The sequence below is a fragment of the Bacteroides faecalis genome, assembly GCF_003865075.1.
Lineage (GTDB): Bacteria > Bacteroidota > Bacteroidia > Bacteroidales > Bacteroidaceae > Bacteroides > Bacteroides faecalis.
Window position 1 is genome coordinate 497,873 of the sequence record NZ_BHWB01000002.1, and the last position, 19,583, is coordinate 517,455.

At 40.2% G+C, this 19,583-nt stretch carries 17 protein-coding genes; 11 read left to right on the forward strand and 6 right to left on the reverse strand.

The genetic code is table 11. The annotated features are described in order from the left end of the window. Positions 1 to 193: 193 nt before the first annotated feature. Positions 194 to 1,480 (forward strand): IS1380-like element ISBf12 family transposase, encoded by a 1,287-nt coding sequence (locus EJF25_RS04870; RefSeq protein ID WP_009040242.1) that lies wholly within the window; start codon positions 194 to 196, stop codon positions 1,478 to 1,480. A gap of 530 nt (positions 1,481 to 2,010) precedes the next feature. Here EJF25_RS04870 and EJF25_RS04875 read toward each other — a convergent pair. Further along, positions 2,011 to 4,263 (reverse strand): inorganic phosphate transporter, encoded by a 2,253-nt coding sequence (locus EJF25_RS04875; protein WP_125040279.1) that lies wholly within the window; start codon positions 4,261 to 4,263, stop codon positions 2,011 to 2,013. 263 nt (positions 4,264 to 4,526) lie between these two features. Further along, a complete protein-coding gene (locus tag EJF25_RS04880; protein ID WP_125040378.1) occupies positions 4,527 to 6,587 on the reverse strand; it encodes an RNA degradosome polyphosphate kinase in 2,061 nt (686 codons plus the stop codon). Between the two features lie 351 nt (positions 6,588 to 6,938). Between EJF25_RS04880 and EJF25_RS04885 the strand changes: the two genes are divergently transcribed. The 4 genes from EJF25_RS04885 to rfbB all read left to right on the forward strand — a co-directional run bounded on the left by EJF25_RS04885 (position 6,939) and on the right by rfbB (position 10,741). Next, positions 6,939 to 8,102: a DUF4221 family protein gene (locus EJF25_RS04885; protein WP_125040280.1), complete on the forward strand. Its 1,164-nt coding sequence runs from the start codon at positions 6,939 to 6,941 to the stop codon at positions 8,100 to 8,102. 44 nt (positions 8,103 to 8,146) lie between these two features. Then, positions 8,147 to 8,638 (forward strand): metallophosphoesterase family protein, encoded by a 492-nt coding sequence (locus tag EJF25_RS04890; protein WP_125040281.1) that lies wholly within the window; start codon positions 8,147 to 8,149, stop codon positions 8,636 to 8,638. 75 nt (positions 8,639 to 8,713) lie between these two features. Then, positions 8,714 to 9,583, forward strand: a complete 870-nt coding sequence (rfbA, locus tag EJF25_RS04895; RefSeq protein WP_125040282.1) for a glucose-1-phosphate thymidylyltransferase RfbA — start codon at positions 8,714 to 8,716, stop codon at positions 9,581 to 9,583. A gap of 21 nt (positions 9,584 to 9,604) precedes the next feature. Beyond that, a complete protein-coding gene (rfbB, locus tag EJF25_RS04900; RefSeq protein ID WP_125040283.1) occupies positions 9,605 to 10,741 on the forward strand; it encodes a dTDP-glucose 4,6-dehydratase in 1,137 nt (378 codons plus the stop codon). A gap of 249 nt (positions 10,742 to 10,990) precedes the next feature. On the opposite strand, the gene EJF25_RS04905 is transcribed toward rfbB, so the two are convergent. Further along, the gene (locus EJF25_RS04905; protein ID WP_125040284.1) at positions 10,991 to 11,884 is read right to left on the reverse strand and encodes a 1,4-dihydroxy-2-naphthoate polyprenyltransferase; all 894 of its coding nucleotides are present in this window, start codon (positions 11,882 to 11,884) and stop codon (positions 10,991 to 10,993) included. Positions 11,885 to 11,978: 94 nt separating this feature from the next. Here EJF25_RS04905 and EJF25_RS04910 point away from each other — a divergent pair, with 94 nt between their 5' ends. Continuing rightward, positions 11,979 to 13,013 (forward strand): metallophosphoesterase, encoded by a 1,035-nt coding sequence (locus EJF25_RS04910; protein WP_125040285.1) that lies wholly within the window; start codon positions 11,979 to 11,981, stop codon positions 13,011 to 13,013. A gap of 53 nt (positions 13,014 to 13,066) precedes the next feature. On the opposite strand, the gene nadD is transcribed toward EJF25_RS04910, so the two are convergent. From nadD to EJF25_RS04925, 3 genes are all read right to left on the reverse strand, one after another. Next, complete coding sequence (gene nadD / locus EJF25_RS04915; RefSeq protein WP_125040286.1) at positions 13,067 to 13,663, reverse strand: nicotinate (nicotinamide) nucleotide adenylyltransferase; 597 nt, start codon at positions 13,661 to 13,663, stop codon at positions 13,067 to 13,069. A 183-nt stretch (positions 13,664 to 13,846) separates the two neighbouring features. Beyond that, complete coding sequence (gene gmk / locus EJF25_RS04920; RefSeq protein ID WP_125040287.1) at positions 13,847 to 14,413, reverse strand: guanylate kinase; 567 nt, start codon at positions 14,411 to 14,413, stop codon at positions 13,847 to 13,849. A 77-nt stretch (positions 14,414 to 14,490) separates the two neighbouring features. Continuing rightward, positions 14,491 to 15,369: a YicC/YloC family endoribonuclease gene (locus tag EJF25_RS04925; RefSeq protein WP_125040288.1), complete on the reverse strand. Its 879-nt coding sequence runs from the start codon at positions 15,367 to 15,369 to the stop codon at positions 14,491 to 14,493. A gap of 89 nt (positions 15,370 to 15,458) precedes the next feature. Here EJF25_RS04925 and tsaB point away from each other — a divergent pair, with 89 nt between their 5' ends. From tsaB to EJF25_RS04950, 5 genes are read left to right on the forward strand one after another with little or no spacing between them, the layout of a single operon-like run. Beyond that, a complete protein-coding gene (gene tsaB / locus EJF25_RS04930) occupies positions 15,459 to 16,148 on the forward strand; it encodes a tRNA (adenosine(37)-N6)-threonylcarbamoyltransferase complex dimerization subunit type 1 TsaB (RefSeq protein ID WP_125040289.1) in 690 nt (229 codons plus the stop codon). A gap of 52 nt (positions 16,149 to 16,200) precedes the next feature. Continuing rightward, positions 16,201 to 16,815: a DUF4290 domain-containing protein gene (locus EJF25_RS04935; RefSeq protein WP_125040379.1), complete on the forward strand. Its 615-nt coding sequence runs from the start codon at positions 16,201 to 16,203 to the stop codon at positions 16,813 to 16,815. A gap of 10 nt (positions 16,816 to 16,825) precedes the next feature. Further along, positions 16,826 to 18,130, forward strand: coding sequence for a UDP-N-acetylglucosamine 1-carboxyvinyltransferase (murA, locus tag EJF25_RS04940; protein ID WP_125040290.1), 1,305 nt, complete (start codon positions 16,826 to 16,828; stop codon positions 18,128 to 18,130). Beyond that, complete coding sequence (gene rimM / locus EJF25_RS04945) at positions 18,127 to 18,663, forward strand: ribosome maturation factor RimM (RefSeq protein WP_125040291.1); 537 nt, start codon at positions 18,127 to 18,129, stop codon at positions 18,661 to 18,663. The genes murA and rimM overlap by 4 nt, the downstream gene beginning before the upstream one ends. A 44-nt stretch (positions 18,664 to 18,707) precedes the next feature. Beyond that, positions 18,708 to 19,568 (forward strand): M23 family metallopeptidase, encoded by an 861-nt coding sequence (locus EJF25_RS04950; protein ID WP_125040292.1) that lies wholly within the window; start codon positions 18,708 to 18,710, stop codon positions 19,566 to 19,568. The last annotated feature ends 15 nt before the right edge of the window (positions 19,569 to 19,583 follow it).

Here is a 19,583-nt window from a genome sequence, read left to right on the forward strand (position 1 = left end):
CTTAACCACTAATATTTTATACAAAACTCAGGCAAATATAATAGTTTTCAATATTTAACCTTAATTCCGCAACACTATTATAAATTAAACTTTTTAAGTACCTGAGCAACAAAAAGTTGCTCAGGATTTTGCCATGTCAGAATTTTCACTTATCTTAGTGTTGCAAAAAAAACAAGAGAATCCGACGATAGACATGGCGAAGATACAAATTAAATCTGAGAGACTCACTCCTTTTGGGGGATTATTTTCAATCATGGAGCAATTTGACTCCACATTATCATCTGTAATCGACTCAACCCTCGGTCTAAGGTGTAGATCGTTCGGTTATCAGTACAGCGAAATCATCCGTTCTCTCATGAGTATCTACTTCTGTAGCGGTTCATGTATTGAGGATGTCACTACTCATTTGATGAACCACCTCTCGCTTCATCCGACACTTCGCACTTGTAGCTCTGATACTATCCTCAGGGCGATAAAGGAGTTGACGCAAGAAAACATTTCATACACATCAGATATGGGCAAGACCTACGATTTCAATACGGCTGACACTCTCAATACTTTATTGCTCAATTGTATATTTGCATCTGGCCAACTGAAAGAGGGTGAGATGTATGATGTTGATTTCGACCATCAGTTCATAGAGACAGAGAAGTATGATGCAAAGCCTACATACAAGAAGTTCCTTGGTTATCGCCCTGGCGTGGCGGTTATTGGCGATTTGATAGTCGGTATAGAGAATAGCGATGGTAACACAAATGTTCGTTTCCATCAGAAGGACACGCTGAAGAGGTTCTTTGCGAGATTTGAACAGAATGGGCTCACTATCAATCGCTTCAGAGCTGATTGTGGATCATGTTCCGAGGAAATCGTGGAGGAAATAGAAAAACACTGCAAGTCCTTCTATATCCGTGCTAACCGCTGCAGTTCGATCTACAATGACACCTTTGCTCTCAAAGGCTGGAAAACTGAGGAAATCAATGGCATTGAGTTTGAATTGAACTCTATCCTTGTTGAGAAGTGGAAAGGTAAGGCATATCGACTTGTGATTCAAAGACAGAAACGGATGGATGGTGTGCAGGATTTTTGGGAAGGAGAATACACATACCGTTGTATCCTGACTAACGACTATGATTCTTCCGTAAGAGAAATTGTCGAGTTCTATAACCTTCGTGGAGGAAAGGAACGTATCTTCGATGATATGAACAATGGTTTCGGGTGGGACAGATTGCCCAAATCCTTCATGGCAGAGAACACAGTGTTCCTTCTTCTTACAGCACTTATCCGTAACTTTTACAAGGCCATTATTCAAAGACTTGACGTAAAGAAGTTCGGGCTCAATGCAACAAGTCGCATAAAAGCGTTTGTCTTCAGGTTTATCTCTGTACCAGCCAAGTGGATCAGGACATCAAGGCGGTATGTGCTGAACATCTATACCTGTAATAATGCTTACGCAGATGTTTTCCAGACTGATTTTGGATAATGCCTACAACTTATGGGAATGATATTGTGTATTGCCTCAAGTCACATTGTGGGGTAAGGGGATATTGTAGGCAGAAGTGGGTGCTTCAAGTTCAAATTATCTGCAAATTCAGTAATGAGAGGACGTGTAAACGCAATAAGGACGTTCAAGGGCTTAGTTGCGGATTTGAGGTTTAACTTATAAAAACTGTTGTTTGCTTTCTAACTGAGCATTAATCCTCATTGATAACTAAACTCTGTGCTGACCTTTATGCTGAGACAACATCTTTTAGATTAGAATTGTTTGCTTACAATGAATAAATTTGAGTGAGAGTGGTCATTTTTATGCCATTTTGAATGCAGGTTTAATATTTATGCAATTTAATAAATAAAAAATAATAGTTTAAAAAAGTATTATTGGCTGGCTTGTCCACATCTCTTTATCAAGGAAGGTATAAAAAGAGAGGCTGTACTGAAAGCAATTATTTACTATCATTTGATAGTTCTATTACTTTCGGTACAGCCTCTTGCTGTTTGTTCTGTATCTTTTTCTTATGGCATCTCCGTCTCCATCTGGAATTTGCGGCTTACCTTCATTAGGTTGATAGTGTAAGTTACCACGTTTTGTGCTTCCTGAACCATAGTGAGATAAACCATGCTTACACGGATACTACCGGTCTGACTTTGGATACGTTGTAACTCCTGACGTTTCAGATGAGAAAGTTGTCCATTTAGGTCGTTGGCACGGCGAATTTCTTCTTCCATACTGTTGTAGTCATTGTTTTCCAATCTCTTGCGGCATTGTTGAATCAAATAGGTGATATCTTCTGCTACGTCGCTGAATTCACCTTTCTGAATAGCATCCAGCGGGTTAAAATTATTATCGATATGTTCCAAACAAGGTTCACTGAGACGGGCGATACTGTAAACCAGTTCGCTGGCAAAGTCATTTCCTTGATAATAATAAAGTCCTTTTTCAAGAACGGTCGCGTTGTCAAGGCGACACATGGCAACTGTTCCCGTACGTTTCATTTGTTTGATGAGTTGTTTTTCGAATTTAGTAGCTCCCATCGACCGGCGTAGCCCTCTCAGATTTTCGTGGATAAATGAATTTACAGTTAATTCGAAGTTAGTTTCTGCATATTCCAATACCTTAGCAAGTTCCTCACGAGTATGTTGGCGCATTAATTGTAAAGCTTCTTCGTTGTCGGTAGTTTGCATCAGTTGTTTTAACGTCTCATTACCTTGTTCTTTTGCTTTACGTTTCTTATACATTATTTGGCTACGTATTAAGATAAATACAGCAATACCGATCAGGACAATGATAGATATGTTTCCTCCATAATGCAATATCATAGTTACAAAGAAACAGATGGTAAAAGCTGCTCCGGCTGTGATGAACCATCCACCGATAACGCTTAATACACCGGTAATACGGTAAACGGCTGAGTCACGTCCCCAAGCGCGATCAGCGAGTGAAGTACCCATGGCAACCATGAAAGTCACGTAAGTAGTAGAGAGTGGCAACTTTAAGGAGGTTCCCAAAGCAATGAGTAAACCAGCGAGTACTAAATTTACGGAGGCACGAACCAGGTCGAAAGCTGCTCCGTCGGCAATGATAGCTTCATCTTTACGGAAACGAGCATCGAGCCACTTCTTAGTACCTTCTGGTGTGATGCGTGATATTGTGTTAGCAAGGGTCATACTTATACGGACCATGGTACGGGCGATTGGTGTACTTCCGAAGTTCTCTTCTCCTTCATCCTGACGAGAGAGATCGACAGAGGTTTTGATAACAGCGTGTGCTTTCTTTGAAGTGCATAGAGCATATACCATAATGGCTCCGGCACCAATCAGGAAATACCAGGGTGTTTTTGCCGGACCAAGCAAAGATGTCATCAGGAAGCTGTCGGGAGCAACACCGTTTCCGTTCGTTGTAAAATCAAGAAATGAGGAGTATCCTGCCAAAGGCACACCGATAAAGTTTACTAAGTCATTGCCTGCGAAAGCGAGTGCAAGGGCGAAAGTTCCCATTAACACTACTATTTTGAACACATTTACTTTTAGCCAGTGGAGTATTTGCATCAGGATAGTGAAAAATACAAATAATAAGAAGATTAACATCAGGGTATTGTCTTGTATCCACTGTTTGTTTTCGGCTGTCATGAATGAACTATCCTTCAAACCTTTGATAAGCATGAAGTAAATAATGGAAGTAGCGGCAATGCCTCCAAATACTCCAATACTGTATTTGATGTTCTTTGTATAGTTGAAGGTGAAAACGACACGGGCAATCCATTGTACAACCATACCGAAAAAGAAAGCAATTGCAACGGATACGAAGATGGCCATGATGACAGAGAGCGCTTTGTCTGTATTGATAAGTTGGCCCAGACTGAGGGCGCTGTCAGTATTTACTTTGATCAGTGAAAGGGCGAAGGTACCTCCTAGTAGTTCGAATACCAATGATACTGTAGTGGAAGTGGGCATTCCCATGGAGTTGAATACATCCAGCAACACGACATCGGTAAGCATGACGGCAAGCAGGATACACATAATTTCCGTAAAATAGAAATGTTCGGGTTGATAAATACCGTGTCGTGCAATATCCATCATTCCATTAGAGAGGGAAGCTCCAATAAAAATACCGATACCGGCAATGAATAGAATCGTTTTAAACGAAGCGGCTTTGGCTCCTACTGCTGAATTCAGAAAGTTTACCGCGTCGTTGCTTACACCGACAATAAGGTCGAACACAGCAAGAACGAAGAGGAAAATGATAATGCATAAGTAAATTGTCTCCATAAAAATGTGTATGTTATTTCTGGATGCAAAAGTCCGATTTTGACGTTGCAGAGAAATGTCATATGCGTTACATTTGTGTTACAAAATAAAAGTTCTGGGTAAAGGTATTATACAGAATGATTGGAAGAGGATATTTTGCCGCTTTGTGTGTTTTTGTTTTAAAAAGGAAAAAGATTTCAAAATAATAACCAGAAAATTAAGAGTGTGCTAGCCCTAAAATAGCACACTCTTAATTTTACTCTTGCTTATCTGTTTTTAGAATTTCATTTAGCTATTGTCTTTTTATTTAACCATTCATAAAAGTAGTATTGTGCCCGGATAGCAGGCTTTCCGGCAGGTCTCTTTTTGAAAACATTATGTAGTTGATTGTCTACCCAACAGGCTTTTTGATTATCCGCCAGTTGGATATGAAGTAATTCTATCAGCTCGTTTTTTAAATCCGGATCAAGAATAGGGGTGACGGCTTCGATTCGGCGATATAAGTTACGTCTCATCCAGTCGGGAGAACCCATGAAAAGGTCAGGATGTCCGTTATTGCCAAAATACCAGATACGGGCATGTTCCAGAAAACTATCAACAATGCGTGTTACACGAATGTTACGGCTATAAGGTTGTTCAGGGATGAGGCAGCAGATACCGCGGATGATAAGGTCGATCTTTACACCACGTTCCGAAGCTTCGTAAAGTCGGTCGATCATTGTAGGGTCTTGAAGAGCGTTCATTTTCAAAATGATTCGTCCTTCTTTGCCTTGTTCGGCGAGGGAGATTTCCCGGTCGATAAGACGGTTAAGTTCTGGAATAAGGTTAAAACGGGCAACTAACAATGTATTAAATTTCAAATCTTCTTTTCCTTCCAAGGTTCGGAAAAGATTATAAAGATCATTCACGATTTCTTTCCGACAGGTGAACAACCCACAGTCAGCATAGAGCGTAGCTGTTTTTTCATTGAAATTGCCTGTACTGATATATGCGTAACTAGGAATCTTTTCACCATTGAATCCTCGTCGCCGAACAAGAGCTACTTTGGCGTGTACTTTCAATCCGGGAATGCTATAAATGATTTTGATACCTGCTGCTTGCATCATTTCAGCAGTTGCCAGATTATTCTCTTCGTCGAATCGGGCTTTTAGTTCTACAAAGACAGTCACTTTCTTACCGTTTTGTGCGGCAGCTATCAACGTGTTGATAACAGCTGAGTTTTCTGCTACCCGATATTGGGTAACCATAATTTCCCGTGTCTCAGGATTGTGCACTGCCTCATAGAGGAAATGGATAAAGTGATCGAAAGAGTGATAAGGATAATATAATAACAGGTCTTTCTGAGCAACATAATTGAAAATAGACTCTTTCTCATCGAGGCAAGTTAGCTTCATTGGTTTCGGCTTTTCAATGGGGCGGAGTGCCTTGTTGGGGTTAGGCAGATGGCGTAAATCCTCTAAGTTCAAATGTTTGTCTCCGGGTACTAGTTCGTCCTGATGGATGTGGAAAGCATCCATGAGAAACTCGAGAAAGTCTTGTGGCATAGAGCGGTCATAAACAAATCGACAGACATCTCCTATCTTACGTTTTTTCACTTTTTGCTTTAGTTGTTTTACGAGATCGGCGCTGTTAGTCGTGTCATCAATCAGGATGTCCGCATCGCGGGAAATCTTGATACTATAGCTCGAATCTACGTCATAACCAGGGAAAATAAGTCCGAGGTTTGCTTTGATGATGTCTTCAACAAATATCAGATAATAGTTTTCTCCATGTGGTGGAAGTTCAATAAATCGGGGAACTTTAGCGTATGGCTGCTTCATTACAAAATAAAGCGGATTACCTCCATCTTTGGGGTAGAGCCGTATCGCAATATAAAGTCGGTTGTCTCGTAGGAAAGAGATGATTTTATTCTTTGATACGGGGACAGGTTGTAAATAAGGGAATATTTCTTCTTGGAAGAATCTCTTGATAAACTGTTGATGAAATGCTTCTACATCACTATCCTGATAAAATATGATATGGTTTTTACGTAAAGCAGGGAGTATCTTCTCTTCATAGATACGTACACGATCATCTAATTGGCGGGTAACTTCCTGATTAATTTCCTCTACCAAATCACGTGCAGATTGTACGCTTTCTTCATCACTTTCGGTAGCTCCCGAGGCTACGGCTTTATGGTCGGCCACACGAATTTTATAGAACTCTTCCAGATTAGAAGAGTAGATCGAGATGAAGTTGATACGTTCATATAACGGCAAATGCTCGTCTTGAGCTTCCAGTAGCACCCTATAGTTGAATGAGAGCCAACTGATGTCCCGTTTGAAATAATTATACTTGTTTTCCATGCGCTTCAAAGTCAAGATTTCCTCCAAATATAGCACTTTTATTATATCAGTACAAACTCTGTTCGATTAAAATTTAGGAGATCCTCTTTTGGACAGTGTTTCTTGCTTCCGTTTTCTATGAAGTAATGAATTTCTGTAGATTCTATCATTCTTTTTCATAAAAAATGCAGTTAATCAGAAATAGTTATCTATTTATTTTTGAGATGTGCCTTTCATTCACTACTTTTATTTCGAATATCAACTATTTAAAAAGAAAACTATGCTAAATTAAACTGATGAAAGCAAATACAATTATTTTCCTATTGAGAAACAGGATAGAATGAATTAATCAGATCTGAAATTAAAAGTAAAATGAAAAAGTATACTAAGATATCTTCTTTACTATTGTTATTGTTGAGCCTCTTTGCTTGTACCGGGACTCAAAACAATAAAAAGGTTCCAAACCAAAGTGATTCATTATCTGTAAAGGCGGAAGAAATTAAATTCCCTTTTTCGGATGTATTACAACTTAAATCATATTATCTATCTTCCTCTTATAGTTTTGATACGATAGATGTCATCGTTGGATATAATTACAAAACACATGCGTTGGACTATATTGATTTGCAAAACAAAGAAATATCTCAAGTGATTTTAAATAAAGAGGGTCCTTCAGCCATCGTACGGTTACAAGGGATATTTGTTCAGGCGTTGGATTCTGTATGGTTGTATGATGAAACAGATCGTGCCTTTCTTATCAATAGAAAGGGAGATGTTTTGAAAAAAGTGAATATGAGGGAGTATATTGGCGAAAATGAACAGATTCTTGTAACTACAAATCGTGCCATAGCTACTTCTCATTTACACTATGATTCAAACTGTGATGCTTTGAGCTTTTTGATTAAAGATACATCGACATCTCCTGTAACATTTAAAGTGAGGAAACTATTTTTATCCGGTAAAGAAAAGAACGTAGACTATGTTTTAATGCCGTCTGTTGTGGAACCAGATATTGACAAAGGATATGCTACTATGAATCAACCGAATGTTAGTTTTGGGAATGGGAAAATAATATATAATTATCCTATTGAATCTCATCTTTATTTTATCGACACAATGACAGGAGAACGTAAAACAATTGATGCTGATAGTAAATTCACAGAGAATAAAGCACAGAAGTGTGAATCTGATGCAGATTATTCGGTATGGGAAAGATATGGAATTGAGAATCCGCATTTTTATGATATCATGCTTTTGTCGAAATATAGATTGTATGCTCGTTTACACTTAGGTGAACGTGACTTTGATACTACTCAAAGTTTGGATTACCTAATGCATGATCGCGGTTTGTATTTAATGATTTTTGATTCTGATTTTAATAAAATGTGCGAGGTTGAACTGGCAAAACATCGTTATGGAGTATTTACAGGATGGGTAGTGATTGATGATGGAATTGTACTCTATAATGATAACCTTCTGGATACAGAAAATAATAGCGAAGAATTGATAGTGGATATTATTCGTCCTGATAAATAATAGAAAAAACATCGTATCTTTGCCGTTACTAAACAAGATATTTTATGACAAGAATAGGACTATTATCAGATACTCACGCTTTTTGGGATGAGAAATATTTGGAGTATTTCGAACCCTGTGATGAAATCTGGCACGCAGGAGACATTGGCTCTTTGGAAGTGGCGGAAAAACTGACGGCTTTTCGTCCGTTCAGGGCTGTTTATGGCAATATTGACGGTCAGGAGATCAGGAAACTGTTTCCACAAGTAAACCGTTTTACTGTAGACGGTGCAGAAGTACTGATAAAACATATTGGAGGTTATCCGGGAAAATATGATCCCTCTATCATCGGGAGTCTCATGACGCGTCCACCAAAATTGTTTATTAGCGGACATTCCCATATATTAAAGGTAAAATATGATAAAACATTGAATATGTTACATATTAATCCGGGGGCCGCTGGAATGTCCGGTTTTCACAAAGTACGGACATTGGTGCGCTTTGTCATTGATCAGGGAGCCTTCAAAGACTTGGAAGTTATTGAACTGGCAGGGTGAAAAATGATTTTAAAATTTTGCCACGTCAAATTTCTTTCCGACCTTTGCACGCAGTAACGAATAACTCAGACGAAGATGAAAGGAATTATTCTGGCAGGAGGGAGTGCTACGCGTCTCTATCCGCTTTCTAAAGCGATTTCCAAGCAAATAATGCCTGTGTATGACAAGCCGATGATATATTATCCGCTATCTACACTGATGTTGGCTGGAATACGTGAAGTATTGATTATCTCTACCCCTCGTGATCTTCCTATGTTTCGCGACTTGTTGGGGACAGGTGAAGAACTAGGAATGTCGTTTTCTTACAAGATTCAAGAGAAACCTAACGGTTTGGCGCAGGCTTTTGTACTTGGTGCCGATTTTCTGAATGGAGAACCGGGTTGCCTTATCTTGGGCGATAATATGTTTTACGGTCAAGGATTCTCTGCTATGCTTCGTCGTGCCGCCAGCATAACAAAAGGTGCTTGTATTTTCGGCTATTATGTGAAAGATCCTCGCGCTTATGGTGTGGTGGAATTTGACGAACAGGGAAAAGTGATGTCGCTGGAAGAGAAACCGGTACACCCGAAAAGTAACTATGCCGTTCCCGGACTTTACTTTTACGACGCTACTGTAACCGCGAAAGCTGCTGCACTCCAACCTTCGGCGCGTGGAGAATATGAGATAACGGATCTGAACCGTCTTTATCTGGAAGAGGGCACATTGAAGGTAGAACTGTTTGGACGTGGATTTGCATGGCTTGATACAGGAAACTGTGATAGCTTACTGGAAGCTTCCAATTTTGTGGCAACCATTCAGAATCGTCAGGGCTTCTACGTCAGTTGTATCGAAGAAATAGCTTGGCGTCAGGGATGGATTTCATCAGAGCAACTACTTGTGTTAGGACAACAACTTGAAAAGACGGAATACGGTAAGTACCTTATAGAACTGGCAAAACAATCCTAAAATCAACATAAAGAATTATATATGAAAACTTATTTAGTGACCGGTGCTGCTGGATTTATTGGCGCCAATTATATAAAGTATATTCTAGCTAAACACAGTGACATAAAAGTAATTGTCCTGGATGCTTTGACATATGCAGGTAATCTGGGTACTATTGCAAAGGATATTGATAACGAACGCTGCTTTTTTATAAAAGGTGATATCTGTAATCGCGAAGTGGTAGATCGTCTTTTTGCTGAATACCGTTTTGATTATGTAGTGAATTTCGCTGCTGAAAGTCATGTAGACCGTAGCATTGAAAATCCTCAATTGTTCCTGATAACGAATATTCTCGGTACGCAAAACCTGTTGGATTGCGCTCGTCGTGCATGGGTGATGGGTAAGGATGAACAAGGATATCCTACTTGGAGAAAAGGTGTACGTTATCATCAGGTATCTACTGACGAAGTATATGGTTCTCTCGGAGCAGAAGGTTACTTTACTGAAACAACTCCGCTTTGTCCTCACAGCCCTTACAGTGCATCCAAAACAAGTGCTGATATGGTAGTGATGGCTTATCATGATACTTATAAAATGCCGGTAACGATTACCCGTTGTTCTAATAACTACGGTCCTTATCACTTCCCGGAAAAACTGATTCCACTAATTATCAAGAATATTCTCGAAGGTAAACATTTGCCTGTTTACGGCGATGGCAGCAATGTGCGTGACTGGCTTTACGTAGAGGACCATTGTAAGGCTATCGACCTCGTAGTACGTGAAGGTAAAGAAGGTGAAGCATACAACGTAGGTGGGCATAACGAAAAAACAAATCTTGAAATCGTGAAGCTGACCATTGCAACGATCCGCCGATTGATGGAAGAACATCCCGAATATCGTCAGGTCTTGAAGAAAAAAGTAAAAGACGAAAAAGGAGAAATTGCAATCGATTGGATAAACGAAGATTTGATTACCTTTGTTAAGGACCGTTTGGGTCACGACCAACGTTATGCTATTGATCCAACTAAAATCACGAATGCTTTGGGCTGGTATCCGGAAACGAAATTTGAAGTTGGTATTGTGAAGACTATCGAATGGTATCTGAGTAATCAGGCTTGGGTAGATGAAGTGACCAGTGGCGATTATCAGGGATACTACGAGAAGATGTACGGGAAATAATCCCCGGATTATTTAGAACATTCAGTTTAGTAAACTTAGGCTGAATCAAATTAAATAGTTTGATCTTGTACTTCAATAAGGCTTCATCTACAAGCATTGCTTAATAGATGTACAAGAACTTCCCGAAAGATGTACTTGAATGGATAGATTGATGTATAAGAGTCGTCTGAATGAAGTACAAGACTACGGTGAGTTAAGTACAAGATTACCATGAAAGAAGTACAAGAATAGGATAAAGGTGTATTTGATTTAACTTATTAGCATTCCTATTGATAAAAGAATACCGAATAACAGCATATTACGCGAAGTTTCGCCTAATATGCTGTTTAATTTTTTACCACTATGAATTTGTATCATTCGTTTCCAGGTGATGATATGAGGAATCAGATAGAGCTGTGGTAGAAGGGCGGCAAACATCTGTCCCTCGATAAGAAACCAAAAGCAGAGAAGGGAGGCAGATAATCCTAATATAAAGTAAAGGTATTGCCCAAAATGCTCCCCAAAGCGAACGATGACAGTTCGTTTCCCACTTCGTGCATCCGCTTCGCGGTCGCGATAATTGTTTACTACTAATAATGTATCGATCAGTAATCCGCAAATCAGAGAGGCAATAGTGACATCCGGTGTCCACGTTAATGCTTGTACGTAATAAGTCCCTCCTACGGGTACGAAGCCGAAAAAGACGATGACTAGAACATCTCCCCAACCATTATAAGATAAGGGATAAGGACCGGTAGTGTAGAGAAAAGCAAAAAGTACACAGAGCAATCCTACGAGTATCAACTCCCATCCGGCATAGAATAGCAGTACGCTGCCGATAAGACAGGCAAGCACTACGGTGATAATGATTCCTGTCCGCATGGCTCCTGCTGAAATCCACCCTTGTGCACAAGCACGTTCCGGGCCAAGTCGATCTTCTCGGTCAGTGCCTTTGAGATAATCGAAAAGGTCATTGATGAAATTGGCCGCAATCTGCATGAAGCTTGCAAACAGGCAACAAATAAGAGCAGGAAGCCATTGAAAATGTCCATCCATTGTAGCAAGTGCTGTACCTACCATGACAGGGGTAATAGCTCCTGTCAGTGTCTTGGGACGTGCTGCCAATATCCAAGCATGTAGCGAATTCCGTTTAACTTTTTCCATCCTGTTATTGTTTATCTCTGTATAATTAAATGCTTTGACGGACAAAGGTACATGAAATTTATTTATCTTTGTACTTTCATTATACTAAAAGATTATGAAGAAGAATTTTTATCCTTTCTTATTCTTGGTGGTGTTATTTGCCTTTGTCTCTTGTAAGTCGAAGAAAAATATGGTAGCGAGTTCGTCTGTCTCTACTTTGACTATAGATACCGTTACCTCATTAAAGAAAGATACCTATGTTCCTCCCAAACATTCGGAAATCAATGACCTGAGGGAAGAGTTTGAAAAGGACCGCAAAGCAAAAGCAAAAATCTTTTCCGATGAAACGGTACCTGGAATAAAAATATCCTATTCTGCATTAAGCTTGGGTACAGATTATTCCGGTATAGAGCGTGTGATGTATTATGATTTTACAAACGATGATATTCCTGAAGCATTTGACGGATTTCGTATTGCTTTTATTTCTGACTTGCATTATAAAAGTTTGTTTGGACAGACTTCATTGCGCAATCTTGTCCGTTTGTTGAATAAGCAAAAAGCAGATGTATTGTTGATGGGAGGAGATTATCAGGAAGGATGCGAACATGTGGAACCCTTGTTCGCTGCACTTTCGGAGGTGAAAACTCCAATGGGAACATACGGCGTGATGGGAAATAATGATTATGAGCGTTGTCATGACGAGATTATCCGTACGATGGAACATTATGGTATGCATGTATTGGAGCATAAAGTAGACACTATACGCAAAGATGGTCAGCAGATATTGATTGCCGGTGTGCGTGATCCCTTTAATATGACAAAGAATGGTGTGTCTCCAACATTGGCTCTTTCACCTAAAGACTTTGTTATCCTTCTGGTGCATACTCCGGACTATGTGGAAGATGTGTCAGTAGCTAATACGGATCTTGCTTTGGCAGGACATACCCATGGCGGACAAGTACGCATATTTGGTAAAGCTCCGATACAAAATTCTCATTATGGTATGCGCTTTCTTACAGGATTGGCTTATAACTCAGCTCAGATACCACTGATCGTAACAAATGGTATCGGAACTTCACAGTTACCTATCCGTATGGGTGCTCCTGCGGAGATAATAATGATAACCCTTCACAGTACACAGAAGAAATAGTCAATTGAAGAAAAAGGAGTGATGGCTAACGCAGTAGAGTAATCAATTTTTGACTACAGTAATTCATCTTGTGTATGCATAGCCAAGTAATTCCAAACTCTTGGATGAACAAAGTAACGGACATCTTTCCCTTCGGAAAGTGCCTGGCGGATAAAAGTAGAACTGATTTCAAATACAGGTGAATGAACGAGACGTACAGTTTCCGGAAGTTCACCTTTCTCTATAGGGTAACCCGGACGTGGATAAATGAGTAGTTGATTTTCTTTGATGATCCGTTCGGATTGATACCAACGGTCGAAGCGTGCCCAATTATCGGCGCCGATAATGAAATAGAACTCCCGTTCGGGATAAGTGGCATGCAACTTATCTAATGTGTGAACACTGTATGATGGACGAGGCAAATGAAATTCGAAATCAGAAGCATGGAAACGTGGATAATCTTCAACAGCCAGTTCTACTAATTTAAGACGTAGTTCGTCACTCCATAGCTCTGAATGTGCCTTTAGAGGATTCTGTGGGCTTACTACAAACCATATTTCATCCAGTCCCTCATATTCGCAAAGGTAATTAGCTATTGCCAAGTGCCCGATATGAATCGGATTGAATGACCCGCTGAAGATTCCGGTTTTTAATTTAGCAGCTTTATCCATTTTGGGAAAACAATGGCTTGTCTGAGAGTTATTAACAGTAGAATAACGGCAAAGATCCACTTCTCATAAAAAAGGAAGAGTATACCAAAAGACAGGCTTACAATACCTGTTGTAGCACATAGAATCGTCAAGTTTACAATTGTTTTTCTAGGATACTTCTTTGCCATTTTCCTTTATTTTGATCTATTTCTCCAAAAACTCTTTGATCACTTTCAGAGCTTCTGCTTTAGCTGTTTCCAAATCGTCATTGATAATGACCTTATCGAATTTAGGAGCAAAGCCCAACTCAAATTCCGCTTTAGCTATACGGCTTTCAATTACTTCCGGCTTATCCGTACCTCTACCTTCCAGTCGGCAACGTAACTCTTCAACAGAAGGCGGCTGGATAAAAACAGACAGAGCCCGGTCACCATAGAATTTCTTGATATTGCAACCGCCTACTACATCCACGTCAAAAATAACGTTTTGTCCTTCTTCCAATTGCTTTTCTACCTGAGACTTCAATGTGCCATAATAACGGTCTGTATATACTTCTTCGTATTCCAGAAACTCATTATTCTCTATACGACGACGAAACTCCTCAGGAGTAAGAAAGAAATATTCAACCCCATGTTTCTCTGTTCCGCGCGGAGTGCGGCTAGTGGCAGAAATAGAGAAAGCAAGATTCAAATCCTGCGTTAATAGATAATTGATGATAGTAGATTTTCCCGAACCTGACGGAGCAGAAAAGATGATTAATTTACCATTCATAATAAAAATGAAGAATTAAGAATGAAGAATTGCTGCGCTATTTATAACGTTGCATAGTAACTCTTCATGCTTTATTTTTACATAACGTTCAATACTTGTTCTTTGATTTGTTCCAACTCATCTTTCATTTGCACGACGATCTTTTGCATTTCGGCATGGTTGGATTTGCTACCAAGCGTATTGATTTCACGTCCCATTTCTTGAGCAATAAATCCTAGTTTCTTACCTTGACCATTACCACTTTCCATGGTGCTGATAAAATATTTCAAGTGGTTGTTGAGACGTTGCTTCTCTTCATTGACATCAAGCTTTTCGATGTAGTAGATTAATTCTTGTTCCAATCGGTTCTTGTCATAATCTACACTTAAAGTTTTTTCAAGTGCATCGGTGATACGTTCTTTTACTCTTTCTACACGTTCTTTTTCGTAAGGAGTCACCGTTTCGAGCAAATGAGTGATATTAGTGATTTTCTCGCGGAACTTCTTTTCCAATGCAGCGCCTTCCTGCTTACGGAACTCTACAAGATTATTGATAGCCTCCAATACAGCCGCATGTACCATTTTCCATTCTTCTTCCGTCAGCTCTTGAATCTCTGTTTTTGTCATCACATCCGGTAGGCGGAGCAATGTCTGAAACCAGTCTGTCGGAACAGGGATACCCAGATTCTTAGAAATGTTCTGGATTTGTTTGTAGTAACCTTCTACCAATGCTTGGTTGATAGGAGTCGCCCCCTCCGTACCTTCCTTTTTCTCAATCCACAGGCTGAAATCAACCTTTCCACGTTCCAGTACTTTGGATATTTCATTGCGGATTTCAATCTCTTTTTCGCGATAGGCAGGAGCTATACGGGTAAAGAGGTCCATAGCTTTGCTATTGAGCGATTTGATTTCTACATTTATCTTTTTATCAGGAAGTTCGGCGGTAGCTTTGCCATATCCTGTCATTGACTGTATCATAATCTTAAAGTTTTGTGCAAAAGTACACGATTATTTTAAGAATTGGAAATAATCATGTAAATTTGCCACAATTTAATAAGCTGATTTTTATGTCGTGTATACTAAATATTGAAACCTCTACTTCTGTTTGCTCGGTAGCGGCCAGTCAAGACGGACAGACGATTTTTGTGAAAGAAGACTTGAAAGGCCCTTCACACGCTGTTTCTTTGGGAGTGTTTGTAGACGAAGCGTTATCATTTATCGATAACCATGCCATACCATTGGATGCAGTTGCAGTCAGTTGCGGACCGGGTTCTTATACCGGACTTCGTATCGGGGTTTCGATGGCAAAAGGTATTTGCTATGGTCGTAACATTCCATTGATTGGCATTCCTACTCTGGAGATTCTCTGTGTACCTGTACTGTTGCAGCATGATCTGCCGGAAGACGCACTGCTTTGTCCAATGATTGACGCCCGCCGTATGGAAGTATACGCAGCTATTTATGATCGTGCTTTGAATGTGAAACGTGAAATTGCCGCCGACATCGTAGATGAGAATTCATATCTTGAATTTCTAAACGAACATCCGGTTTACTTCTTTGGTAACGGAGCAGAGAAGTGTCGTGAGAAAATCACTCATCCGAATGCACATTTCATTGAAAATATTCATCCACTGGCAAAAGCGATGTATCCATTGGCTGAGAAAGCAGTGGCATTGGAAGATTATAAGAATGTTGCTTATTTTGAACCTTTCTATTTGAAAGAGTTTGTTGCATCATTACCCAAAAAACTTCTTTAATTGTTTTCTTATGTCATTATCTATAATCAATAATTCCTTATCTACTGAAGATATGCAATACAATACCCAACAAAAGAGAATGCCCCTTCCCGAATACGGACGCAGCATCCAAAATATGGTGGATTATGCGCTGACTATCCAAGATCGTTCTGAACGTCAGCGTTGTGCCAATACAATTATCAACATTATGGGGAATATGTTTCCTCATCTGCGTGATGTTCCTGATTTCAAGCATAAACTGTGGGATCATTTGGCTATCATGTCCGGTTTTGAGTTAGATATCGATTATCCGTACGAAATAATCCATAAAGACAATCTGGTAACTAAACCGGAACCGATATCTTATCCAAACGTTCGTATGCACTACCGTCATTATGGACATACATTGGAAGTCTTGATAAAGAAAGCCTGTGAATTTCCGGAAGGAAATGAAAAGAGAAATCTGGTCGCAATGATTTGCAACCATATGAAGAAAGACTACATGGCTTGGAACAAAGACACAGTGGACGAACGTAAGATTGCAGAAGACCTGAATGAACTTTCGGATGGAAAGCTTCAACTGACAGATGATATTATTCGTCTTATGGCAGAACGTCTGAATCAGAACTATCGTCCGAAAGCAAATTATAACAATAACAGAAATAATAATCAACGCAGAAGATATTAATCGGAATTATATGGCTTCATTTGTAATCGAAGGAGGACATCGGCTCAGTGGGGAAATCTATCCTCAGGGTGCTAAAAACGAAGTTTTGCAGATTATCTGTGCCACGTTGCTGACTGCAGAGGAAGTAACGGTGAACAATATACCTGACATTTTGGATGTCAATAACCTGATCCAGCTTGTGCGGGAGATGGGAGTAACGGTTGCAAAGAATGGCATTGATTCTTATACCTTCAAAGCAGAGAATGTTGATTTGGCGTATCTGGAAAGTGATGAATTCCTGAAGAAATGTTCAAGCCTTCGCGGATCGGTTATGCTGATCGGGCCGATGGTAGCGCGTTTTGGTAGAGCGTTGATTTCAAAGCCGGGTGGCGATAAGATTGGTCGTAGACGTTTGGATACCCACTTCGTGGGCATTCAGAACTTGGGAGCTGATTTCCGTTATGATGAAGAACGCGGTATTTACGTAATAACTGCAGATCGGCTTCAAGGCAATTATATGCTGTTGGACGAAGCTTCCGTTACCGGAACTGCCAATATTGTGATGGCTGCTGTGCTTGCTAAAGGTACGACTACTATCTACAATGCTGCTTGTGAACCTTATCTGCAACAACTCTGCCACATGCTCAACCGAATGGGAGCAAAAATCAGCGGCATTGCTTCTAATCTACTTACGATCGAAGGTGTAGAAGAACTGCATGGTACGCAACATACCGTATTGCCCGATATGATCGAAGTGGGCAGTTTTATCGGTATGGCAGCCATGACCAAAAGTGAGATTACCATTAAAAATGTTTCCAATGAGAATCTGGGGATTATTCCGGAAAGCTTTCGTCGGTTGGGTATCAAACTGGAGCAAAAGGGAGATGATATCTATGTCCCGGCTCAGGAAACATATCAGATAGAATCTTTTATAGATGGCTCAATCATGACTATAGCCGACGCTCCCTGGCCGGGTTTGACACCTGATTTGCTGAGCGTATTGTTGGTAGTAGCTACCCAGGCTAAAGGAAGTGTATTGATACATCAGAAAATGTTTGAAAGCCGTTTGTTCTTTGTGGACAAGCTAATAGATATGGGAGCACAGATTATCTTGTGTGATCCGCACCGGGCTGTTGTCATTGGGCATAATCATGGTTTTACCCTGCGTGGTGCCCGTCTTACTTCTCCCGATATTCGTGCCGGTATCGCCCTGTTGATCGCTGCCATGAGTGCGGAAGGTACAAGTACTATCAGTAACATCGAGCAGATAGACCGGGGATATCAGAATATTGAAGGACGTCTGAACGCAATCGGAGCAAGAATAACTCGTATATGATAAAGAAAGAAGAAGTATATAAGATCGGTATATTTAATAAACCGCATGGCATACATGGTGAATTGCAATTTACTTTCACAGATGATATTTTCGATCGTACAGATTGCGATTATTTGGTATGTCAGCTCGATGGAATCTTCGTGCCTTTCTTTATCGAAGAATACCGTTTCCGCTCAGATTCTACCGCTTTGATGAAGCTGGAAGGTGTAGATACTGCCGAACGGGCCCGGATGTTTACCAATGTCGATGTTTATTTTCCGGTAGAACACGTAGATGAGGCAGGAGCCGGCGAATTGTCGTGGAACTTCTTTATCGGTTTCCGAATGGAAGATGTTCACCATGGACTGCTGGGTGATGTTGTGGATGTAGATACCACTACGGTGAATACTCTTTTTGTTGTCGAACAGGAAGGAGAAGAACTTCTGGTTCCTGCACAGGAAGAGTTTATTTTAGGCATTGATCAGGAGCAGAAACTTATCACAGTGGAGCTTCCTGAAGGATTGCTGAATTTGGATGATTTGGAAGAAGATTAAAATAGATTGTAGTAACTAATTAGAAATTTGTAATTAACCGAGGAATGCCAAAAAGAAGACGAAGCAAAGCTTTCTGGAATAATTTCAAGTTCAAGTATAAACTCACAATAACCAATGAGAACACACTTGAAGAGATAGTAGGGCTACATGTGTCCAAGCTCAACGGTCTCTCTGTTCTGCTGAGTGTGCTGGCGGTGCTCTTTCTGATAGCTGCCAGTATCATTACTTTTACTCCTTTGCGTAATTACCTTCCCGGTTATATGAATAGTGAAGTCCGTAGTCAGATTGTGAATAATGCACTGCGGGTGGATTCCCTCCAACAGGTATTGGGCAAGCAGAATCTCTATATCATGAATATTCAGGATATATTTAGCGGAAAGGTACGGATCGATAGTGTACAAACGTTAGATTCATTGACGGAAGCCCGCCATGATACTTTGATGGAACGTACTAAGCGTGAAGAGGAATTCCGCCGCCAATATGAAGAAAATGAAAAATATAATCTGACATCGAGTGCTTTTCAACCGGATGTAAACGGATTAATTTTCTATCGTCCTGCACGTGGTATGGTTTCCGACCATTTCGATGCGGAGAAAAAACATTTCGGAACCGACATTGCGGCTAACCCTAATGAAAGTGTGTTGGCAACAATGGACGGAACAGTTATTTTGAGCACATATACAGCTGAAACAGGTTACCTGATAGCTGTGCAGCATAATCAGGATTTTGTTTCGGTCTACAAACATTGCGGTTCGCTACTAAAGAAAGAAGGAGAACGGGTAAAGGGGGGAGAAGCTATTGCTCTGGTAGGAAACAGCGGAACACTCAGCACAGGTCCTCACTTACACTTTGAACTCTGGTATAAAGGTCGTCCGGTCAATTCGGAGAAATATATCGTGTATTAAGTGGAGGGGATGATG